Source organism: Pseudomonas oligotrophica (assembly GCF_021726475.1).
In the GTDB taxonomy this organism is placed as follows: domain Bacteria; phylum Pseudomonadota; class Gammaproteobacteria; order Pseudomonadales; family Pseudomonadaceae; genus Stutzerimonas; species Stutzerimonas oligotrophica.
Map to the genome: position 1 here is coordinate 353956 of NZ_JAKJRU010000003.1, position 20696 is coordinate 374651.

24 protein-coding genes are annotated in these 20696 nt (G+C 69.1%); 18 read left to right on the top strand and 6 right to left on the bottom strand.

Going from position 1 to position 20696, the window contains the following annotated elements:
• The first annotated feature begins 5 nt into the window (after positions 1 to 5).
• The 12 genes from L3N39_RS08680 to L3N39_RS08735 all read left to right on the top strand — a co-directional run bounded on the left by L3N39_RS08680 (position 6) and on the right by L3N39_RS08735 (position 10269).
• Positions 6 to 575, top strand: coding sequence for a hypothetical protein (locus L3N39_RS08680; protein WP_237256928.1), 570 nt, complete (start codon positions 6 to 8; stop codon positions 573 to 575).
• On the top strand, positions 572 to 1183 hold the full coding sequence (gene cobO / locus L3N39_RS08685; protein WP_237256929.1) for a cob(I)yrinic acid a,c-diamide adenosyltransferase: 612 nt from the start codon (positions 572 to 574) through the stop codon (positions 1181 to 1183). The genes L3N39_RS08680 and cobO overlap by 4 nt, the downstream gene beginning before the upstream one ends.
• A 127-nt stretch (positions 1184 to 1310) precedes the next feature.
• Entirely contained in the window at positions 1311 to 2603 is a 1293-nt protein-coding gene (locus L3N39_RS08690) for a cobyrinic acid a,c-diamide synthase CobB (protein ID WP_237256930.1), read from the top strand.
• The gene (gene bluB / locus L3N39_RS08695; RefSeq protein WP_237256931.1) at positions 2600 to 3247 is read left to right on the top strand and encodes a 5,6-dimethylbenzimidazole synthase; all 648 of its coding nucleotides are present in this window, start codon (positions 2600 to 2602) and stop codon (positions 3245 to 3247) included. The genes L3N39_RS08690 and bluB overlap by 4 nt, the downstream gene beginning before the upstream one ends.
• Positions 3244 to 4044 (top strand): cobalamin-binding protein, encoded by an 801-nt coding sequence (locus L3N39_RS08700; protein WP_237256932.1) that lies wholly within the window; start codon positions 3244 to 3246, stop codon positions 4042 to 4044. The genes bluB and L3N39_RS08700 overlap by 4 nt, the downstream gene beginning before the upstream one ends.
• Positions 4041 to 4952, top strand: coding sequence for an adenosylcobinamide-phosphate synthase CbiB (gene cbiB, locus L3N39_RS08705; protein ID WP_237256933.1), 912 nt, complete (start codon positions 4041 to 4043; stop codon positions 4950 to 4952). Before L3N39_RS08700 ends, cbiB begins: the two co-directional genes overlap by 4 nt.
• On the top strand, positions 4945 to 5934 hold the full coding sequence (cobD, locus tag L3N39_RS08710) for a threonine-phosphate decarboxylase CobD (protein WP_237256934.1): 990 nt from the start codon (positions 4945 to 4947) through the stop codon (positions 5932 to 5934). Before cbiB ends, cobD begins: the two co-directional genes overlap by 8 nt.
• The gene (locus L3N39_RS08715; RefSeq protein WP_237256935.1) at positions 5931 to 7388 is read left to right on the top strand and encodes a cobyric acid synthase; all 1458 of its coding nucleotides are present in this window, start codon (positions 5931 to 5933) and stop codon (positions 7386 to 7388) included. The genes cobD and L3N39_RS08715 overlap by 4 nt, the downstream gene beginning before the upstream one ends.
• A 2-nt stretch (positions 7389 to 7390) precedes the next feature.
• Positions 7391 to 7909, top strand: coding sequence for a bifunctional adenosylcobinamide kinase/adenosylcobinamide-phosphate guanylyltransferase (cobU, locus tag L3N39_RS08720; RefSeq protein ID WP_237256936.1), 519 nt, complete (start codon positions 7391 to 7393; stop codon positions 7907 to 7909).
• Positions 7909 to 8958, top strand: a complete 1050-nt coding sequence (gene cobT / locus L3N39_RS08725; protein ID WP_237256937.1) for a nicotinate-nucleotide--dimethylbenzimidazole phosphoribosyltransferase — start codon at positions 7909 to 7911, stop codon at positions 8956 to 8958. Before cobU ends, cobT begins: the two co-directional genes overlap by 1 nt.
• Complete coding sequence (gene cobC / locus L3N39_RS08730) at positions 8955 to 9521, top strand: alpha-ribazole phosphatase family protein (protein WP_237256938.1); 567 nt, start codon at positions 8955 to 8957, stop codon at positions 9519 to 9521. The genes cobT and cobC overlap by 4 nt, the downstream gene beginning before the upstream one ends.
• Before the next feature lie 16 nt (positions 9522 to 9537).
• A complete protein-coding gene (locus L3N39_RS08735; RefSeq protein WP_237257077.1) occupies positions 9538 to 10269 on the top strand; it encodes an adenosylcobinamide-GDP ribazoletransferase in 732 nt (243 codons plus the stop codon).
• Between the two features lie 7 nt (positions 10270 to 10276).
• Here the strand turns inward: L3N39_RS08735 and modC are convergent, their stop codons facing one another.
• Genes modC through L3N39_RS08755 form a run of 4 tightly spaced genes read right to left on the bottom strand, consistent with a single transcriptional unit; the run spans position 10277 to position 13624 of the window.
• Positions 10277 to 11365 (bottom strand): molybdenum ABC transporter ATP-binding protein, encoded by a 1089-nt coding sequence (modC, locus tag L3N39_RS08740; RefSeq protein WP_237256939.1) that lies wholly within the window; start codon positions 11363 to 11365, stop codon positions 10277 to 10279.
• Positions 11362 to 12042 (bottom strand): molybdate ABC transporter permease subunit, encoded by a 681-nt coding sequence (gene modB / locus L3N39_RS08745; protein ID WP_237256940.1) that lies wholly within the window; start codon positions 12040 to 12042, stop codon positions 11362 to 11364. The genes modC and modB overlap by 4 nt, the downstream gene beginning before the upstream one ends.
• Positions 12043 to 12046: 4 nt before the next feature.
• Complete coding sequence (gene modA, locus L3N39_RS08750; RefSeq protein ID WP_237256941.1) at positions 12047 to 12799, bottom strand: molybdate ABC transporter substrate-binding protein; 753 nt, start codon at positions 12797 to 12799, stop codon at positions 12047 to 12049.
• A 12-nt stretch (positions 12800 to 12811) separates the two neighbouring features.
• Entirely contained in the window at positions 12812 to 13624 is an 813-nt protein-coding gene (locus tag L3N39_RS08755; RefSeq protein WP_237256942.1) for a TOBE domain-containing protein, read from the bottom strand.
• Between the two features lie 134 nt (positions 13625 to 13758).
• Between L3N39_RS08755 and L3N39_RS08760 the strand changes: the two genes are divergently transcribed.
• Positions 13759 to 14304 carry a glutathione peroxidase gene (locus L3N39_RS08760; RefSeq protein WP_237256943.1) on the top strand — a complete coding sequence of 182 codons (546 nt, stop codon included), beginning with the start codon at positions 13759 to 13761 and terminating at the stop codon, positions 14302 to 14304.
• 62 nt (positions 14305 to 14366) lie between these two features.
• Here the strand turns inward: L3N39_RS08760 and L3N39_RS08765 are convergent, their stop codons facing one another.
• Both L3N39_RS08765 and L3N39_RS08770 read right to left on the bottom strand, forming a co-directional pair.
• Complete coding sequence (locus L3N39_RS08765; protein ID WP_237256944.1) at positions 14367 to 15683, bottom strand: OmpP1/FadL family transporter; 1317 nt, start codon at positions 15681 to 15683, stop codon at positions 14367 to 14369.
• A gap of 179 nt (positions 15684 to 15862) precedes the next feature.
• Complete coding sequence (locus L3N39_RS08770; protein ID WP_237256945.1) at positions 15863 to 16705, bottom strand: sulfurtransferase; 843 nt, start codon at positions 16703 to 16705, stop codon at positions 15863 to 15865.
• A 151-nt stretch (positions 16706 to 16856) separates the two neighbouring features.
• Between L3N39_RS08770 and rnd the strand changes: the two genes are divergently transcribed.
• From rnd to L3N39_RS08795, 5 genes are all read left to right on the top strand, one after another.
• The gene (gene rnd, locus L3N39_RS08775) at positions 16857 to 17981 is read left to right on the top strand and encodes a ribonuclease D (RefSeq protein WP_237256946.1); all 1125 of its coding nucleotides are present in this window, start codon (positions 16857 to 16859) and stop codon (positions 17979 to 17981) included.
• Positions 17978 to 18271 (top strand): YcgL domain-containing protein, encoded by a 294-nt coding sequence (locus L3N39_RS08780; RefSeq protein WP_237256947.1) that lies wholly within the window; start codon positions 17978 to 17980, stop codon positions 18269 to 18271. Before rnd ends, L3N39_RS08780 begins: the two co-directional genes overlap by 4 nt.
• 91 nt (positions 18272 to 18362) lie before the next feature.
• Positions 18363 to 18782 carry a hypothetical protein gene (locus L3N39_RS08785; protein WP_237256948.1) on the top strand — a complete coding sequence of 140 codons (420 nt, stop codon included), beginning with the start codon at positions 18363 to 18365 and terminating at the stop codon, positions 18780 to 18782.
• A gap of 181 nt (positions 18783 to 18963) precedes the next feature.
• A complete protein-coding gene (locus L3N39_RS08790) occupies positions 18964 to 19413 on the top strand; it encodes a YcgN family cysteine cluster protein (RefSeq protein WP_237256949.1) in 450 nt (149 codons plus the stop codon).
• Between the two features lie 54 nt (positions 19414 to 19467).
• Positions 19468 to 20685 (top strand): hypothetical protein, encoded by a 1218-nt coding sequence (locus tag L3N39_RS08795; protein WP_237256950.1) that lies wholly within the window; start codon positions 19468 to 19470, stop codon positions 20683 to 20685.
• Positions 20686 to 20696: the final 11 nt, after the last annotated feature.

The window sequence follows — 20696 nt, forward strand, 5'->3', positions numbered from 1 at the left end:
CTGCAATGATCAAGCTTGCCCCGAGATACCAGCTGCTGGTCGGCCTCGCGCTTGCCGCGCTGCTGGCCATGACCCGCGGACAGCACTTCGCCAGCGTCAACCTGCCGAGCGCGTCCTGGGCGGTGTTCTTTCTCGCCGGTGTGCTGGTGCGGCCCAGGTGGATGTTTCCGGCGCTGTTTCTCGAGGCTTCGCTGCTCGATTTCGCCGCCATCCAGTGGGCCGGCGTGAGCGACTGGTGCATGTCGCCGGCCTACTGGATGCTGGTGCCGGCCTACGGTTCGCTGTGGTTGGGCGGGCGCCTGTATGCCCGCTGGCATCGCGACCAGTTCAGCAGCCTGGCAACCCTGGCGCTGTGCGTGATGGCGAGCGCCTTCGTCTGCTACCTGTTCTCCGGCGGCGGCTTCCTCTATTTCTCCGGGCGCTACCCCGAGCCGAGCCTGATGCTGCTGGTCGACCGAATCGCCACCTACTACCCGCGTTACCTGTCATCCCTGGCGCTGTATGTCGGCGTCGCCGCGCTGCTGTTCGTCGGTCTGCGCGCCTGGTCCGGGCAGCGCGGCGAGGCGCGGGCATGAGCGAGTCGAGCGAACGCGACGAACGCCACAAGGCGCGCATGCAGCGCAAGAAGGCGCTGATGGACGAGAAGATCGCCGAGGCGCAGGACGAGTACGGCCTGCTGCTGGTGCACACCGGTAACGGCAAGGGCAAGAGCAGCTCGGCTTTCGGCATGGTGGCGCGTGCGCTGGGCCATGGCATCAAGGTCGGCGTGGTGCAGTTCATCAAGGGCGCGGCCAGTACCGGCGAGGAGGCGTTCTTCCGGCGCTTTCCGGACGAGGTGCGCTACCACGTCATGGGTGAAGGCTTCACCTGGGAAACCCAGGATCGCCAGCGCGACATCGCCAAGGCCCGCGAAGCCTGGGCGGTCGCGGCCGAGCTGCTGGCCGATCCCGAGATCGGCCTGCTGGTGCTCGACGAACTGAACATCGCCCTGAAGTACGGCTACCTGGAGCTCGCGCCAGTGCTTGCCGACATCGAGTCGCGACCGCTGCTGCAGCACGTGGTGGTTACCGGCCGCGGCGCGCCCGCCGGACTGATCGAGGCGGCGGACACCGTCACCGAAATGGGCCTGATCAAGCACGCGTTCAAGGCGGGGGTTAAGGCGCAGAAGGGGGTGGAATTCTGATGTCAGCGCCGCAGTTCACGGACCGGCTCCGACCTTGTGGGAGCGGTCTCGACCGCGAACCGGCGATCGGCGCAACGCCGAAACCCCAGCCGTTCCGGATGGAACACGAATCTTTCGAGGGCGCGCGATGACCCGTAGAACCTGCCCGGCGCTGCTGATCGCCGCACCGGCCTCCGGTCAGGGCAAGACCACCGTCACTGCGGCGCTGGCGCGGCTGCATGCGCGGCAGGGCAAGCGCGTGCGGGTGTTCAAGTGCGGGCCGGACTTTCTCGACCCGATGATCCTTGCGCGTGCCAGCGGCAAGCCGGTCTATCAGCTCGACCTGTGGATGGTCGGCGAGGAGGAGTCGCGACGCCTGCTCTGGGAAGCGGCGGGCGAGGCCGACCTGATCCTGATCGAAGGGGTGATGGGCCTGTTCGACGGTGCGCCTTCGGCTGCGGACCTGGCGCGGCGCTTCGGCGTGCCGGTGCTGGCGGTGATCGACGGCTCGGCCATGGCGCAGACCTTCGGCGCGCTGGCTCACGGCCTGAAGAGCTTCCAGCCGGACCTGCCGTTCGCCGGCGTGCTGGCCAACCGGGTCGGCAGCGCGCGGCATGGCGAGATCCTGCGTGACAGTCTTTCGGAGTCGATCCGCTGGTACGGCGCCTTGCCGCGCAGTGCCGAGGTGGAGCTGCCGAGCCGCCACCTCGGGCTGGTGCAGGCCGAGGAACTGGCCGATCTCGATGCGCGCCTGGATGCCGCGGCCGACGCCTTGGCGCAGAGCGCGGAAACCGAACTGCCCCCGGCTGTCAGCTTTGCGGCGCCGACTCGCGTTTCGCTGGAGCCGCTGCTGGCCGGCGTGCGCATCGGTGTGGCGCGCGATGCCGCCTTCGCCTTTCTCTACCAGGCCAACCTCGACCTGTTGCAGGCGCTGGGTGCCGAACTGCTGTTCTTCTCGCCGCTGCGCTTTGCCCGCCTGCCGGCGGTGGACAGCCTGTACCTGCCGGGCGGCTACCCCGAGCTGTATCTGCGCGCGCTGTCGCGCAATGGGCCGATGATGGAGGCGATCCGCGTGCATCATGCCGCCGGCAAGCCGATCCTCGCCGAATGCGGCGGCATGCTCTATCTGCTCGACGGGCTGGCGGATGTCGACGGCAAGCGGGCGGCCATGCTCGGCCTGCTGCCTGGCGAAGCACGCATGCAGCCGCGCCTGAGCGCCCTGGCGCTGCAGGAAGTGGAACTGCCGGAAGGGCGATTGCGCGGCCACACCTTTCACCACTCGACGCTGGAATCGCCGCTGCAGCCGCTGGCCCGCGGCGAGTGTCCGAACTACAGGCGCACCGCCGAGGCGGTCTATCGAAGCGGGCGGCTGACCGCGTCCTACATCCATTTCTACCTGCCGTCCGCTCCGCTGGCGGCCGCGGCGCTGTTCAGGCCATGAGCGCGCACGCCTTCAGCGCCGAGGAGCGCGCCGCGGTCTATCGCGCCATCGGCGAGCGTCGCGACATGCGCCATTTCGCCGGCGGCGAGGTGGCACCGGAACTGCTGTCGAGGCTGCTCAGCGCGGCGCACCAGGCACCCAGCGTCGGCCTGATGCAGCCGTGGCGCTTTATCCGCATCACCCGCCCCGAGTTGCGCACGGCCATCGCCGATCTGGTGGGCGAAGAGCGCCAGCGCACGGCCGCGGCGCTCGGCGAACGCTCCGCCGAGTTCCTGCGGCTCAAGGTCGAGGGCATCGAAGACTGTGCCGAACTGCTGGTCGCCGCGTTGATGGATGGCCGCGAGGGGCACCTGTTCGGCCGCCGCACCCTGCCGGAAATGGATCTCGCCTCGCTGGCCTGCGCGATCCAGAACCTGTGGCTGGCCGCCCGTGCGGAAGGCCTGGGGATGGGCTGGGTGTCGCTGTTCGATCCCTTGGCGCTGGCTGCGCTGCTCGGCATGCCGGAAGGCGCCAAGCCGGTGGCGATCCTCTGCCTCGGCCCGGTGCACGAATTCTACCCGGCGCCGATGCTGGCGCTGGAGGGCTGGACCACGCCGAGGCCGCTGCACGAACTGGTTTTCGAGAACGGATGGGAGGTGACATGAGCAAGGGGCCGCAGCGGATCGTCTGCCTGTCCACCGAGACCTGCGAGACGCTCTACCTGCTGGGCGAGCAGGCACGAATCGTCGGCATTTCCGGTTTTACGGTGCGCCCGCCGCAGGCGCGCAAGGAAAAGCCCAAGGTCAGCGGCTTCACCAGCGTCAAGCACGAGCAGATCCTGGCCCTGAAACCGGACCTGGTACTGGGCTACTGCGATCTGCAGGCCGACATGCTCGCCGAGCTGGCCCGCGAGGGGCTGGAGGTGCATCTGTTCAACCAGCGCGACATTGCCGGCATCCTGCGCATGATCGAGACGCTCGGCGCACTGGTGCACGCCAGCGAGCGTGCGCGGGCGCTGATCGCCGAGCTGCAGGCGGGGCTGGATGTCATCCGCGCCAGTGCCGCTGCCTTGCCGCGCCGGCCGCGGGTGTATTTCGAGGAATGGAACGAGCCGCTGATCTCGGGCATCGGCTGGGTCAGCGAACTGATCGAACTGGCCGGCGGCGAGGACTGCTTCGCCGAGCTGGCGCCGTTCAAGCGCGCCAAGCAACGCATCATCGAGGATCCGCAGGACGTGGTGCGGCGCGCGCCGGAGCTGATCGTCGGCTCCTGGTGCGGGCGCCGTTTCCGCCCGGAGCAGGTGGCGGCCCGGCCGGGCTGGCAGGCGATTCCGGCGGTACGCGATGGCCAGCTCTTCGAGATCAAGTCGCCGGACATCCTCAACCCCGGCCCGGCGGTGCTGACCGATGGCGTGCGGCAGCTGCACGCGCTGATTCGCGCCTGCGCGGAGCGCCCGGCGTGAGCCTGTTCCTCGGCGTCGTGGCGGCGCTGCTGCTGGATGCGCTGCTGGGCGAGCCGAAGCGGGCGCATCCACTGGTGGCCTTCGGGCGCCTGGCCGATCGTCTCGAGCAACGCTTCAACGGTGCCGCAGGTCGTGGCTGGCGCAGCCATGGGGTCAGCGCCTGGTGCCTGGCCGTGCTGCCGCTGACGCTGCTGGCCTGGCTGCTCGCCCGGTTGCCCTATGTCGGCTGGCTGGTGGAAATCGTCCTGCTCTACCTGGCCCTCGGCCTGCGCAGCCTCGGCGAGCATGCGCTGCCGGTGGCCCAGGCGCTGTGGCGGCGTGACCTGCCCGAGGCACGCCGCCGCGTCGGCTGGATCGTCAGCCGCGACACCACGCAGCTGGACGAGGAGGGCGTGGCCCGCGCGGCGACCGAGTCGGTGCTGGAGAACGGCAGCGATGCGGTGTTCGCCGCGCTGTTCTGGTTTGCCGTCGCGGGCGCGCCGGGTGTGGTGCTGTACCGACTGAGCAATACGCTGGACGCCATGTGGGGCTATCGCAACGCGCGCTTCGAGCGCTTCGGCTGGGCCGCCGCACGCATCGACGACGTGCTCAATTACGTGCCGGCACGGCTGGTCGCGCTGACCTACGCACTGCTCGGGCGCACCCGTGGCGCCTTGCATTGCTGGCGTACCCAGGCGCCGCTGTGGGACAGCCCCAACGCCGGGCCGGTGATGGCGGCGGGTGCCGGCGCGCTGGATGTGGCCCTCGGTGGCCCGGCGATCTACCACGGCGAGCATCACGAGCGCCCGCGGCTGGGCAGTGGAGCGGCGCCGCGCGCCAGTCATATCGAATATGCCGTGGATCTGGTCTGGGCCGGGGTACTGGTCTGGCTGCTGGTGCTGCTGTTCGGAGGCTGGCTCTATGCTTGAGCACGGCGGTCGGCTGCGGCTGGCTGCGCAGCGCCATGGCATCCCGTTGTCGGACTTGCTCGACCTGTCCACCGGTGTCGCCCCCTATCACCCGCCGTTGCCGAGCATCGCCGACAGCGCCTGGGCGCGCCTGCCAGAACCCGACGATGGCCTGCAAGCCGCGGCGCGGCGCTACTACGGTGCCCAGGCACTGCTGCCGGTGGCCGGTTCGCAGGCGGCCATCCAGGCGTTGCCGCGCCTGCGCCGGGCGGCTCGGGTCGGTGTCGTCTCGCCCTGCTACGCCGAGCACGCCGCCGCCTGGCGGCGCGCTGGCCATCGCTTGCTGGAGCTGAGCGAGGCGGGCGTGCCAAGGGCGCTGGAGCAGCTCGATGTGCTGCTGGTGGTCAATCCGAACAACCCCACCGGCCAACTCATTGCGCCGCAGCGCCTGCTCGACTGGCATGACGAACTGGCCGCCCGCGGCGGCTGGCTGGTGGTCGACGAAGCCTTCATGGACTGCACGCCCGAGCACAGCCTGGCGGCATACAGCCACCTGCCGGGGCTGCTGGTGCTGCGCTCGTTCGGCAAGTTCTTCGGCCTGGCCGGGGCGCGGTTGGGCTTCGTCCTCGCCGAGTCGGCACTGCTGCAGGCGCTCGCCGAACTGCTCGGCCCCTGGACGGTGAATGGCCCGACGCGCCAGCTCGGCAGCGTGCTGCTGGCCGACTCGGCAGGCCAGCAGCTGCAGCACCAGCGCCTGGTGGCTGACGGCCAGCGCCTGGCCGAGCTGCTGCGTCGCCACGACCTGGCACCACTGGGCGGCTGCGCGCTGTTCCAGTGGTGGGTCGCTGCCGAAGCCGCGCAGTTGCACGAATTTCTCGCCCGCCGCGGCATCCTCACCCGGCTGTTCGCGCAGCCATCCAGCCTGCGCTTCGGGCTGCCGACCGACGCCGGTTGGCAACGCCTGGACCACGCACTGCAGGCCTATCGGGAGCAACATCCATGACCACGCTGATGGTGCAGGGCACCACGTCCGACGCCGGCAAGAGCACGCTGGTGACCGCGTTGTGCCGCTGGCTGGCGCGCCAGGGTATCGCGGTGGTGCCGTTCAAGCCGCAGAACATGGCGCTCAACAGCGCGGTGACCGCCGACGGCGGCGAAATCGGCCGTGCCCAGGCGGTACAGGCGCAGGCCGCCAACCTTGCGCCGCACACCGACATGAACCCGGTGCTCCTGAAGCCCAACAGCGACATCGGTGCCCAGGTGATCATCCACGGCCGCGCGGTGACCAGCATGGATGCCGCTGCCTACCACGACTACAAGCGCGTGGCGTTGCAGGCCGTGCTCGACTCGCATCGCCGGTTGTCCGCGGCGTATCGCGTGGTGATGGTCGAGGGCGCCGGTTCGCCCGCGGAGATCAATCTGCGCGCCGGCGATATCGCCAACATGGGCTTCGCCGAGGCGGTGGACTGCCTGGTGATCCTGATCGCTGATATCGACAAGGGTGGGGTGTTCGCACACCTGGTCGGGACCCTGGCGTTGCTCTCGGAAAGCGAGCAGGCGCGCGTGCAGGGCTTCGTCATCAACCGTTTTCGCGGCGATATCGCGCTGCTGCAACCGGGGCTGGACTGGCTGGAGCAGCGCACCGGCAAGCCGGTACTGGGCGTGCTGCCGTACCTGATGGATCTGCACCTGGAGGCCGAAGATGCCATCGATGTGCGCCAGGCCGGCAAGTCCGCCGAAGTCCTGAAGGTGGTGGTGCCGGTGTTGCCGCGGATCAGCAACCATACCGACTTCGATCCGCTGCGCCTGCATCCGCAGGTCGATCTGCAATTCGTCGGACCCGGCCAGCCCGTTCCCTCCGCGGACCTGATCATCCTGCCCGGTTCGAAAAGCGTGCGTGCCGACCTCGCCTGGCTGCGTGCCAACGGCTGGGAGGCGGCGATCCAGAAGCACCTGCGCTACGGCGGCAAGCTGCTTGGCATCTGCGGTGGCCTGCAGATGCTCGGCACGCGCATCGACGATCCGCTCGGGCTGGAAGGCCCAGCGGGAGAAAGCGCCGGACTTGGTCTGCTGGACTTCGCCACCGTGCTCGAAGCCGACAAGCAGCTGCGTAACGTGCAGGGCCGGCTGCTGCCGGAAGCTGTGCCAGTCACCGGCTACGAGATCCATGCCGGCGTCAGCACTGGGTCGGCCCTCGCCTGGCCCGCGGTGCAGCTGGATGACGGGCGCGGCGATGGCGCCATCAGCGCCGATGGGCAGATCCTCGGCACCTACCTGCACGGCCTGTTCGAAAGTCCCGATGCCTGCGCGGCGCTGTTGCGCTGGGCTGGGCTCGAAGCAGTGCAGCGGGTCGACTACCACGCGCTGCGTGAGCGCGACATCGAGCGGCTGGCCGATCTGGTCGAGACGCATCTGGACACCGCGAAGCTGCGCCGACTCTGCGGGCTGGGAGGCTGACGATGCTGGAACTGATCCTAGGTGGTGCCCGCTCGGGCAAAAGCCGCTTTGCCGAACGTCTGGCTGCCGAAAGCGGCCTGGCGGTCACCTATATCGCCACCAGCCAGGCGCTGGATGGGGAGATGAGCGCGCGCATCGCCCATCATCGGCAACGGCGCCCGGTGCACTGGTCGCTGGTGGAGGAACCGCTGCAGCTGGCGCGGGTGCTGCGCGAGCAGGCCGCGCCGCAGCGCTGCCTGCTGGTCGACTGCCTGACTCTCTGGCTGACCAACCTGCTGATGCTGGACGACGCGGCGCGCCTCGCGGAGGAACGCGATGCGCTGCTCGAATGCCTAGACGGGTTGCCGGGGCGAGTCCTGCTGGTCAGCAACGAGACGGGCCTCGGCGTGGTGCCGCTGGGCGAGCTGACCCGCCGCTATGTGGACGAGGCCGGCTGGCTGCACCAGGCGGTGGCGGATCGGGCGCAGCGGGTGACCTTCATGGTCGCCGGGCTGCCCATGACCCTGAAGGGAGCACAGTGATGCAAGAATGGTGGAACGAACCCTGCCGGCAGCCGGACGAAGCCGCGCGTATCCGTGCCATGGCGCGCCAGGATCAGCTGACCAAACCGCGCGGCGCGCTGGGCCAGCTCGAGGCGCTGGCGGTGAACCTGGCGGCGCTGCAGGCATGCGACCGGCCCGCCGTCGAGCGGCTGCACCTGTGCGTCTTCGCCGGTGACCACGGCGTGGTCGAGGAGGGCGTTTCCGCCTATCCGCAGGCGGTCACCGGGCAGATGTTGCACAACTTCGTCGCCGGTGGCGCGGCACTCTCCGTGCTGGCGCGCCGGCTCGGCGCCGTGCTGGAGGTGATAGACCTCGGCACCGTGGAGCCGCTGCAGCTGGCCGGTGTCACTCATCTGCGATTGGGGCCGGGCACGGCTAACTTCACCCGCGAGCCGGCCATGAGCGAGGTGCAGCTGGATCAGGCGCTGGCGGCGGGGCGGAGCAGCGTCCAGCGCGCAGCGGCGAATGGCGTGCAGCTGTTCATCGGCGGCGAGATGGGCATCGGCAACACCAGCAGCGCCAGCGCCCTGGCCGCGGTGCTGTTGCCGCGCCCACCGCTGACCCTGGTCGGGCCGGGGACGGGCTTGGATGTACCCGGCGTTCGACACAAGGAACAGGTCATCCAGGGCGCCGTGCGCCTGCATGCCGAACATTGCGGCGTGCCGCTGGAAGCCCTGCGCCGGCTTGGCGGATTCGAAGTGGCGGCGCTGGCCGGCGCCTATCTCGCCTGTGCTCAGCAGGGTATTCCGGCGCTCGTGGACGGCTTCATCTGCAGCGTCGCGGCGCTTTGCGCGGTGCGCCTGAACCCGGTGTGTCGGGCCTGGCTGCTGTTCGCCCATCGCTCCGCCGAGCCGGGGCACCTGGCTGTGCTGGAGGCGCTCGAAGCGGCGCCGCTGCTCGATCTGGGCCTGCGTCTGGGCGAGGGCAGCGGTGCGGCGCTGGCGGTACCTCTGCTTCAGCAGGCGTGCGCGCTGCACAACGAGATGGCCACCTTCGCCGAGGCGGCGGTGGCGGACCGGCCGGCATGAGCACACGCATCGACCTGCTGCGCCATGGCGAGACCGAGCGGGGCGGCGGCTTTCGCGGCAGCCTTGACGACGCCCTGACCGCTCACGGTTGGCAACAGATGCGCGATGCGGTGGCGCTTGCCGGCCCCTGGGACGTGCTGGTCAGCTCGCCGCTGCAACGCTGCGCAGCTTTCGCCCGCGAACTGGCCGCCGAGCGCCGGCTGCCGCTCCACATCGAGCCTGAGTTGCGCGAGCTGCATTTCGGCGCCTGGGAAGGGCGCAGCGCCGCCGAGCTGATGACCAGCGATGCCGAGGCGCTGGGCCGCTTCTGGGCCGATCCCTACGGCTTCACTCCGCCGGGCGGCGAGCCGCTGGCGGAATTCCAGGCCCGGGTGCAGGCAGCCATGGCCGGGCTGCAGCAGCGTTTTGCCGGGCAGCGCCTGCTGATCGTCGGCCATGCCGGGGTGATGCGCCTGCTGCTGGCCCGCGCCCGCGGCTTGCCGTGCGAACGCCTGCTGGAGGTGGTGATCGGCCATGGCGAGTTGCTGCCACTGGAGCGGCCGGGGGGGGAGGCCGATGGCTGAACGCGCCCGAGAAACCATGCTGCCGCTGCTGATCGCCCTGCAATTTCTCACCAGCCTGCCAATCCGCCTGCCTGCCATGCCTACGCCGGCGCAGCAGGGCCGTTCGCTGCTGCACTACCCGACGGTGGGTCTGCTGCTCGGCGCGCTGCTCTGGCTGGCGGCGCTGCTGCTCGAGGGTGCCGCGCCACTGCTGCAGGCGGCATTGCTGCTGGCGCTGTGGGTGGCGCTGACCGGCGCGCTGCACCTCGATGGCCTGGCTGACAGCGCCGATGCCTGGCTCGGCGGTTTCGGCGATCGCGCGCGCACCCTGGAAATCATGAAGGACCCGCGCAGCGGCCCGGTGGCCGTGGTGGTGCTGGTGCTGCTGCTGTTGCTCAAGTTCAGCGCCCTGCTGGTGGTGCTGCAGGCGCAGCAGCCCGCCCTGCTGGTCCTGGCGCCCCTGCTCGGGCGCGCGGCGCTGCTGGCGCTGTTTCTCTGCACCCCTTATGTGCGCCCGAATGGCCTCGGCCAGGCATTGGCGGCGAACCTGCCGCGCAGCCGGGCCTTGATGGTGCTGGCATTGGTCGTTATCGGGTGCCTGCTGCTCGGCGCCACCGGCTTGCTGGCCCTGGCGCTGGCCGGCGTGACCTTCCTGCTGGCGCGTCGCGCCATGTGCCGGCGCCTCGGCGGCACCACGGGCGATACCGCCGGTGCGCTGCTGGAGCTGGTGGAATGCGCCGTGCTGGTCGGGCTGGCGCTAGCCGGCTGAGCGAAGGTCAGCCGAGCAGCGCCACCGTCTTGATCTGCGCCCACAGCTGCTGGCCGGGGGCGATCGCCAGCTGATCCGCCGAGCGCCGGGTGATGCGCGCCAGCAGCGGCGTGCCGCCGGCATCCAGGCGGACCAGCACGTGCGCCGGCGTATCGGCTGCGACCATGGCCTCGACACGGGCCGGCAGCAGGTTGGTGATGCTGCTGCCGTCGGCGCGCTGCAGCGCCAGGCTGACGTCGCGCGCATGCACGCGAAAGCGCAGGCGCTGCCCCGGCGCTTCCGGGCGCTGCGAAACCAGCACTTCGCCACCGGGGAAAGTCAGTCGGGTCAGATGGTAGTGGGCGTCGTGCCCGGCGACTTCGGCCTCGACCACCACGCCGGCGTCCTCGCTGAAGGCGGTGGGCAGGTCCAGCCGCGCCAGGGTCTCGCGCAATTCGCCCTGGGCGATGGCCCGGCCCTGCTCCAGCAGCACCACGTGGTCGGCCAGCCGCGCCACTTCGTCCGGCGAGTGGCTGACGTAGAGCACGGGGATATCCAGCTCGTCGTGCAGGCGCTCCAGGTAGGGCAGGATTTCGTTCTTGCGCTTGAGGTCCAGCGCGGCCAGCGGCTCGTCCATCAGCAGCAGGCGCGGGCTGGTCAGCAGTGCGCGGGCGATGCCGACACGCTGGCGCTCGCCGCCGGACAGGCGATCCGGCATGCGCTCGAGCAGGTGGTCGATGCCCAGCAACTCGACCGCCTGGCCGAGCGCCACCCGCCGCTCGCTGGCGGCGACGCGCTTCATGCCGAACTCCAGGTTGCGCCGTACCGAGAGGTGGGCGAACAGGTTGGCGTCCTGGAACACATAGCCGATGGGCCGTCGGTGCGCTGCCACGAACAGGCTGCGCCCGCTGTCCTGCCAGCACTCGCCATTGACCGCCAGCAGCCCCTGGCCGGCGCGCTCCAGCCCGGCGACGCAGCGCAACAGGGTGGTCTTGCCGGAGCCTGAATGGCCGAACAGCGCGGTCACCCCGCGCCCGGGCAAGGCGAGGTCGACCTCCAGGCGGAACCCGGGGTAGTCCAGCGTGAAACGGGCACGAATGCCATGGGCTGCGTTCATCCCTGCCACCCCTGTCTGAAGCGGCTGCCGTAGAGCATCAGCAGCACAAGAAAGGAGAACAGCAGCATGCCGCCGGCCAGCCAGTGGGCCTGGGCGTACTCCATGGCCTCGACGTGATCGTAGATCTGCACCGAGACGACCCGGGTCTTCTCCGGGATGTTGCCGCCGATCATCAGCACCACGCCGAACTCGCCGACGGTATGGGCGAAGCCGAGGATGCTGGCAGTGACGAAACCCGGGCGGGCCAGCGGCAGGGCGACGTGGAAGAAGCTGTCCCACGGCCCGGCGCGCAGGGTGGCGGCGGCCTCCAGCGGGCGTTCGCCGATGGCGGCGAAGGCGTTCTGCAGAGGTTGCACCACGAACGGCATCGAGTAGAGCAGCGAGCCGACCACCAGCCCGGCGAAGCTGAACGGCAGGGTGCCGAGGCCGAGGGCCTGGGTCAGCTGGCCGATGAAGCCGTTGGGCCCCATCGCTACCAGCAGGTAGAAGCCCAGCACCGTCGGCGGCAGCACCAGCGGCAGCGCCACCACCGCGCCGATGGGGCCGCGCCACGTCGAGCGGGTACGCGCCAGCCACCAGGCCAGCGGCGTGCCGAGCAGCAACAGCAGCACGGTGGTGACGCTGGCGAGCTTGACCGTCAACCAGATCGCCGCGAGATCGGCGCTGTCGAAAATCATCGCTTCACTCCACCTGGTAGCCGTAGGTGCGGATCAGCGCACGGGCGTTGTCGCCCTGTAGGTAATCGAGCAGCGCCTGCGCCGCCGGGTTGTGCTCGCCACGGCGCAGCAACAGGGCGTCCTGGCGGATCGGCCGGTGCTGCCCGGCCGGCACGATCCAGGCCGAACCATGGGTGACCCGGCCCTGCTCGAACACCTGCGACAGCGCGACGAAGCCCAGTTCGGCATTGCCGCTGGCGACGAACTGGTGCGCCTGCGCGATGTTCTCGCCCTGCACGAAGCGCGACTGCAGGCGCGCGCGCAGGCCCAGGTGCTCGAGGGCCTGCAGCGCCGCGGCGCCGTAGGGTGCGGTCTTCGGATTGGCCAGCGCCAGGTGGCGGAAGTCGCCGTCGGCGAGAACCCGGCCCTCGGGGTCGATGTAGCCCGCACGTGGCGACCACAGCGCCAGGCGGCCCACCGCATAGGTGAAGCGCCGCCCGGGGACGCCGAGGCCTTCCTCCTGGAGCCGCGCCGGGGTCTGCTCGTCGGCGGCCAGCAACACCTCGAACGGCGCGCCGTTACGGATCTGCGCGTAGAACTTGCCGGTGGCGCCGAAGGCCAGAACGGCGCGGTGGCCGGTGTCGCGGGCGAAGTCTGCGGCGATCTTCTGCATCGGCGCGGTGAAGTTGGCCGCCACCGCCACCTGTACCTCGTCGGCCGTGGCGGCCAGCGGCAGGCAGAGCAGCAGGGCGGTGCAGAATCGGCGGACGCGGCGCATGGCTAATCCTTATCAGTCGATGGCAATGATGACGTGGGAGGCCTTGATCAGCGCGGTACACGGCTGGCCGACCACCAGGCCGAGCGCTTCGATGCTTTCGTTGGTGACCACCGCGCCGAGGGTGCGACCGCCCGGCAGCGCCAGCTTGACCTCGCAGTTCACCGCGCCCGGGCGCAGCGCGCTGATGATGCCGGTGAGGCGGTTGCGCGCGCTGATCTTGACCGCCGGATCGGGCGAGAGCAGCACGAAGCTGGCCTTGATCAGCGCCATGGCGGTCTTGCCCGGCGCCAGCTGCAGCTCGTCGATGCTGTCGTTGGTCAGGGTCGCGGTGATGCTCTGGTCGGCGCCGATGTCCAGGCTCAGGCTGCCGTTGACCGCGCCCCTGGCAACTGAGGTGATGCGGCCGCGGAACTGGTTGCGTGCGCTGGTTTTCATGGCGATGGCCCTCAGCAGCCGGTCGATGTCGTCGAAGCCTTCGATGCCCTCGGCGACCCGGGCGAGGAAGCGCTCGTATTCGGCCTGCATGCGCCGCCATACATGCAGCATCTCGCGGCCGAAGTCGGTGAGCCGGGTGCCGCCGCCACCGGCGCCGCCGGCCGAGCGCAGCACCAGCGGGCGCTCGGCGAGGTTGTTCATGGCGTCCACCGCATCCCATGCCGCCTTGTAGCTGATGCCGGCCGCCTTGGCCGCGCGGCTGATCGAGCCGGTGGCCTCGATCTGCTCCAGCAGGTCGATACGCTTGCCGCTGAGGTAGCCCTTGTCGCCGCGGTTGAAGCGCAGCTCGCCGTCGATGCGCAGGGGCTCTGGAGTCGGGCGATGGTTCATCGTGGCGTGCTCGGTCGGAGAGGGGGCCATTCTGGCGGCGTTATATCTTCATGTATATAGCGCGGGCGAGGTACCTCGTTGCGGCCTGGCGCATTCGCGGCTAGCGTGCTGGAGCACGGTTGGAGGGTTTGATCATGTTGCGATCCTGGCTGCTGGGTTCCCTGTTGTTGACGGTGTCCGCGTTGGCCAGCGCGGGCGACTGTCCGGCGTTGCTGCAGCACGAGCTCCCGGGGCTGCGCTCGAAGGCGTCCATCGATTTCTGCGAGCGCTTCGCCGGCAAGGCGCTGGTGGTGGTCAACACGGCCAGCCATTGCGGCTTCACCCCGCAGTTCAAGGGGCTCGAAGCCCTGTACCAGCGTTATCGCGGACAGGGCCTGGAAGTGATCGGCGTGCCGTCGGACGACTTCTTCCAGGAATCGGACGACGCCGCCGAGACGGCCAAGGTCTGCTACGTCAATTACGGTGTGACCTTCACCATGACCGGCACGCAGCCGGTGCGGGGCAGCGATGCGACGCCGCTGTTCCGTGCGCTGGCCGAACAGGCCGGGCGGGCGCCGCGCTGGAATTTCTACAAGTACGTGGTCGACCGCAACGGTCAGGTGGTGGCGGCTTTCTCCAGCAAGGTCAAGCCGGATGACCCGGAGCTGATCGCGGCGGTCGAGAAGGCGCTCGCGCAGTAGGACGTGGAGAGCGTAGGGCGGGTAGAAAAAAGCAGCCCCGGCATGGCCGGGGCTGTGATGCATCAGAAGCGATAGCTCAGTGCGGCGCCGAAACCGTGGGCGCTGTTTTCGTAGCTGGCTTCGTAGCTGGCGTTCAGCAGGCCGCCCTGGTAGCTGCGGCTGCGGCTGATGTCGACCTCCTCTTCCCAGAGATAGCTGTAGGCCAGGTCGACGGTGATGTCCTCGGTCGGGTTCCAGCCCAGGCCGAAGCTGACCGCGGTGCGATCGCCGGTGGGGATGCGCGGCGAGCGGTGGACGTTGTTGGTCGGGCTCTGGTCGAAGGCCAGGCCGGTGCGCAGGGTCCATTGCGGGCTGAGCTGGTAGGCCGCGCCGATGGCATACGACCAGGTGTCGTGCCAGTCCTGTTCCTCGACGATCGGCGCCAGGCTGCCCTGCAGCGGCACGGGCACGCCCTCGTTCTCGATGATCAGCGACTCGAACTGGCTCCAGCGGGTCAGCATGGCGCCGGCGTACAGGGTCCAGCGGTCGTTCAACTGGTGGGTGAGCGAGACGTCGATCGACTCCGGCGTGGTCAGGTCCAGCTGTGCATCGTACTGGCTGCCGTTGGCCGCACCGAAGCCGGTACCGGAGATGCGGGTGTCGCCCTCGAGGGTGTACTCGACCTTCGAGTGGTAGGTCACGCCGAGGCGGGTGTGTGGGGTGAATTCGTAGAGCAGGCCAGCGTTGAAGCCGATCGCCGTGTCGTCGCCTTCGATCTTCACGCGGCCATCGTTGGCGCCCAGGCTGAGGGCATTCGGCGAGGCGCTCTGCAGCTCGCCGTCGATGCGGTTGAGGGTCGGGCCGAAGCCGATGGACAGCTTGTCGTTGAAGCGATAGCTGACGGTCGGCTGTACGGTGATGACGCGCACCTCGCTGTAGTCGCCAAAGTAGCGCCCCTGAAAGCCGCTCTCGTAGTCGGTGCTCAGGCCGAACGGCACGTAGACGCCGACGCCCAGCGCCCACTTGTCGTCGATCGGCTTGACGTAGTAACCCATCGGAACCGCGGCGAACGGCACCATGTCGCCGTCGTTGCTGCCGCCATAGGGCAGGCTTGCGCCGCCCAGCGCGGGGCCGGAGAACGCGCCGGCGGCGTCGTCGATCTCGGTATTGGCATGGATCGCGGCCATGCCGAAGCTCACTTCCTCGCGCTTGAGGCGGGACATGCCGGCCGGGTTGCCGAACAGGGTGGTGGCGTCGTCGGCGGAGGAAGAGCGGCCGGCGAAGGAGGTGCCCATGCCGCTGATGCTCTGCTCGTTCAAGGCATAGCCGGCGGCCAGCAGCTGCGTGGACATCGCGCTCACGGCCATGGCGAGAGCGGTTTTCAACCATCTTGTTTTCATTGTGTACCCCTCAGGAAAAAGCGGCTCGGAACCTAGCAACTTTGTCTGAGCGACAGCAAATGAAAGAGTGCAATTTTTCGTAATTATGACGACGATCGGTGGCTATCTGAGTCGATTGTCAAGAGAAATGAAAACTCGCCGGTTTCCTTCGTGACCCGTCGGCCACGCAGGCGGCGTGCTCACTGGCCGCGGGCGACCGGCCGGGCCGGATCGGTGATCCATTCGCTCCAGGAGCCGGCATACAGGCGCGGCGGCTCGAGGCCGGCCAGTGCCATGGCGAAGATGGTGTGGCAGGCGGTGACGCCCGAGCCGCAGTAGGCCACCGCCGCGCGCCCGCCCTGTCCGTCGGCGAGTGCCTGGAAGCGCTGGCGCAGCTGCGCGGCATCGAGGAAGCGTCCGTCGGCACCGAGGTTGTCACCGAACGGCGCGCAGAGGGCGCCGGGGATGTGCCCGGCGACCGGGTCGATCGGCTCGACCTCGCCGCGAAAGCGCGGCAGTGCGCGGGCGTCGAGCAGGTGGAAGCGCGCCGGCTCGGCGGCCAGCTCGGCGGCCTCGACCAGCATGCGCGGATCCGGCGTGCCGTCCAGCGTGCCCCGGTCCGGGGTCGCCACGGCAGTTTCCAGCGGCAAGCCGGCGGCGCGCCAGGCGGCGAGCCCGCCATCGAGCAGGTACAGGCCGTCGCGCTTGCCAAGCCAGGCCAGCAGCCACCAGGCGCGCGCGGCGAAGGCGCCGGGGCCGTCGTCGTAGAAGACGATCCGGCTGTCGTTGTCGGCGCCCAGTTCGCGCAGTTGCTCGAGCAGTTGTTGCGGGTCGGGCAGTGGGTGGCGGCCGGTGCGGCCGGGTATGACCGGGCCGGAGAGGTCCTGCTCCAGGTCGAGGAAGCGCGCGCCGGGGATATGCCCGGCGGCATAGCTGCGTTGACCGTAGGCCGGATCCTCGAGGGCGAAGCGGCAGTCGAAGAGGATCGGCTGTGCCGGGCTTTCGGCCAGTTGTTGCGCGGTGGTCAGGCGGGCGAGCGGCATGGCGGTTCCTCGGGCGGGCTGTAGTGCGGTGTGGCTGCAGACCCTAGCAGAGCCGGGCCGTGGCAGAAACGCCTCATCCGCCGGCGCTGGCGATATACTGCCGGCCTCGTTCGGCCGTACGGCGGTCGTCAGCCGAAGCAAAGGAGGCCTCGTGGCCATCGAAACCCAATGGGTGCTGGATGATGAGCACCTGGCGCGCCTGTGCGGCGCCTGGCGGCAACTGCCGTTCGTGGCGCTGGACACCGAATTCATGCGCGTCGACACCTTCTATCCGATCGCCGGCCTGCTGCAGGTTGGCGACGGTCGCTGCGCCTATCTCGTCGACCCGCTGCGCATCTCCGATTGGTCCGCCTTTGCCGGGCTGCTCGAGGACCGGCGGGTGACCAAGGTCCTGCACGCCTGCAGCGAAGACCTCGAAGTACTGCTGCGCCTGGTGGGCAGCCTGCCGCTGCCGTTGTTCGACACACAGCTGGCGGCCGCCTACCTGGATATCGGTTTTTCCATGGGCTATTCGCGGCTGGTGCAGGCCGTACTCGGCATCGAGTTGCCCAAGGGCGAGACGCGCTCGGACTGGCTGCAGCGGCCGCTCAGCGAAATGCAGGTGCGCTACGCCGCCGAGGATGCACAGCACTTGGCCGAGCTCTACGAGGCGCTGCTGCCCAGGCTGGATGACGACAAGCGCGCCTGGCTGCTCGAGGATGGCGAGGAACTGGTGACCAACCTGCAGCGCCAGAGCGATCCGCAGGAGGCCTACCGCGAGGTCAAGCAGGCCTGGCGACTGCGGCCGCAGCAGCTCTGCGTGCTGCGCGCGCTGGCGGCCTGGCGCGAGCACGAGGCGCGGGCGCGCAACCTGCCGCGCAACCGCATCCTGCGCGAGGCGAGCCTTTGGCCGCTGGCGCGCACGCAGCCGAAGGATCTGGTCAGCCTGGCGCGTATCGAGGACATGCATCCGCGCACGGTGCGCCAGGATGGCGAGACGATCCTCGAACTGATCCGCGAGGCGGCGGCCTGTGCGCCGGAATCCTGGCCGGCACCACTGGCCGAACCGCTGCCGCTGGAGGCCAGCGCGCTGCTGAAGAAGCTGCGTGCGGTCGGCCAGCGCGAGGCTACCCGGCTGGGCATTGCGCCGGAGCTGATGCTGCGCAAGAAAACCCTCGAAGCGCTGCTCAAGAGTGGCTATCCGCAGGGGCCCTACCGGTTGCCCGATTCGCTCAAGGGCTGGCGCCGCGACCTGATGGGCCAGGCCCTGCTCGACGTTCTGGAAGTGAACTCATGAAACTGATCTGTTCGGTCTACAAGAGCCCGCGCAAGCGGGAGATGTATCTCTACGTGGAAAAGAAGGACGCACTCAAGCGCGTTCCAGAAGGCCTGCTGGCCGCCTTCGGCCCGCCGCAGCTGGCCTTCGACCTGGTGCTGACGCCCGAGCGCCAACTCGCGCGCGAGGATATCCACAAGGTGCTGGCCAATATCCGCGAGCAGGGCTACCACCTGCAGATGCCGCCGCCCGAGGAGGAGTACATCGAGCATCTGCCCGAGGAGCTGCTGCGGATGAACGACCCGGTGTGACCTCGGGTCGCAATACCCCTGTTTGGTCAAGGGCAGCATCGCGCGCGGGTCTATGCTCTCCATGGGTTGGAAAACGCCAAGGAGATGCGCAATGAAAATGCAATCGATGCTGTTGAGCGCCGTCCTGCTCGGGGCGGCCGTGAACGTGCAGGCCCAGGATGCCGCCACCGATGAGTCGGCCTGGCAGAAACACTGGCAGCAGATGCAGGAATACCGCCAGGCCTGGCAAAACGCGAAGACCCCCGAGGAACGCAGCAAGCTGCGCGAGCAGCACTGGCAGAGCATGCAGTCGGGTGTCGGCTGGATGGGCGGCTGCCCCATGACCGGCGCGGACGGCATGCCGATGGGTGGCAAGGGCATGGGAATGGGCATGCAGGGCGGCAAGGGCATGGGCCCGGGCGCCATGGCCGGCGCGCCGACCAAGGAAATGCTCGACATGCGCATCGAGCGCATGGAACAGGTGCTGGAGCAGATGCGCGAGCACCGCAAGATGCTCGACAAACAGCAGTGATGGCCGCCGGCCTGCGCGGTCGGTAGGGCGGTTCCGCTTCGGCGAATCTTTTCGCGGCCTGACCATCCGGGCCTCCGCCGGTCGCCGGCTTGTCGCCTCGACGAGTGGCGTCGTGGCGGCGGCTTGGCCGGCGTCCGGCCAGCGACTAGACTTGCGCCCTTTGTTTCAGCGGTGGCGGAGCATGGCGGCAAGAGTCGAACCCTTCTGGAAGCGCAAGACGCTTGCCGAACTCGATGGCGACGAGTGGGAATCGCTGTGCGATGGCTGCGGGCTCTGCTGCCTGCAGAAGCTCGAGGACGACGAAGACGGTGCCATCTACTACACCCGCATTGCCTGCCGGCTGCTCGATCTGCAGAGCTGCCGCTGCAGCGACTATCCCAATCGGCGCGCCAGCGTGCCGGACTGCATCCAGCTCAGCCCTAAGGATGCCGTCCAGTTCAAATGGCTGCCGCCCACCTGTGCCTACCGCCTGGTCGCCGAGGGCAAGGACCTGCCGCTGTGGCATCACCTGGTGTGCGGCGACCGCGAGCGAGTCCATGCCGAGCGCATCTCCCAGGCCGGCCGGATGCTCGCCGAGGGCAGCGTGCCCGAGGACGATTGGGAAGAGCATCTGATTTTCCGTGCCGGTTGAATCCAACCAGCGCCGGCGACGTCTTAGCTGAACCACCCTGCGGAGTCCATCCACATGCGCGTCCGTTTGCCGTTGCTGTTCTCCCTGCTGCTGTGCGCAGTTCATGCCCAGGCCGCCCAGCGCGTCGATCTCGATTATCACGTGCGGCTTGTCCCTCAGGCTGACCAGGCCGAGGTCCGCCTGACCCTGGAGAAAGGCGAGGTGATTCGCAGCCTCGATTTCAACCTTGGCGAGGAGGGTACGTATAGCGACTTCCAGGCCGATGGCCAGTGGAGCCAGGAGCAGCCAGGCCGCGGCGTGTGGAAACCGGCCGCCGGCAAGGCACAACTCAGCTACCGGGTGCGCATCAGCCATGCGCGTGGCGATGGGCGCTTCGATGCCCGGATGACCGAAGACTGGGCGCTGTTCCGCGGCGATGACCTGGTGCCGCCGGTGCACCTGGACGAGGTCGATGGCACCGTGCTGGTGGCCCGGCTGCAGTTCGAGTTGCCGGAAGGCTGGAAGAGTATCGAGACCGGCTGGAAACGCATCGGCAAGAACCGCTTCCGCATCGACAACCCCGAGCGCCTGTTCGACCGGCCGACCGGCTGGATGCTGGCCGGCAAGCTCGGCACCCGCCGCGCCCGGCTGGGCGAGACCGACGTGACCGTCGCCGCACCGATCGGCGAGGGCGTGCGGCGGATGGATATCCTCACCCTGCTCACCTTCGTCTGGCCGGAACTGCAGAACGTCTTTCCGCGCGACCCGGGCAAGCTGCTGATCGTCGGCGCCGGCGAGCCGATGTGGCGCGGCGGCCTGTCCGGGCCGAACTCGCTGTACATGCACGCCGACCGTCCGCTGGTCAGCGAGAACGGCACCAGTTCGCTGGTCCACGAGCTGGTCCACGTGTTCAGCCGCATCAGCGACGCCGATCGCAGCGACTGGATCAGCGAAGGCCTTGCCGAGTACTACGCCATCGAACTGATGCGCCGCGCCGGCGGCCTCAGCGAGGATCGCTACCAGGTCGTGCGCGAGCACCTGGGCAAGTGGAGCCGCGACGTCAGCAGCCTGCGTACCGAGCGTTCCTCCGGGCCGGTGACCGCGCGGGCGGTGCTGATGCTGCAGGAGCTCGATCGCGAGATCCGCCAGCGCAGCAAGGGGCGTCATTCGCTCGACGACGTCGCCCGCGGCCTGATGCGCCTGGACAAGGTCACCACCGACGATTTCATCGATATCACCGAGACCCTGCTCGGCGGTGGCTCCAAGGCCCTCGACATGCGCCTGCTGCGCTGAGGGCTGCCGCG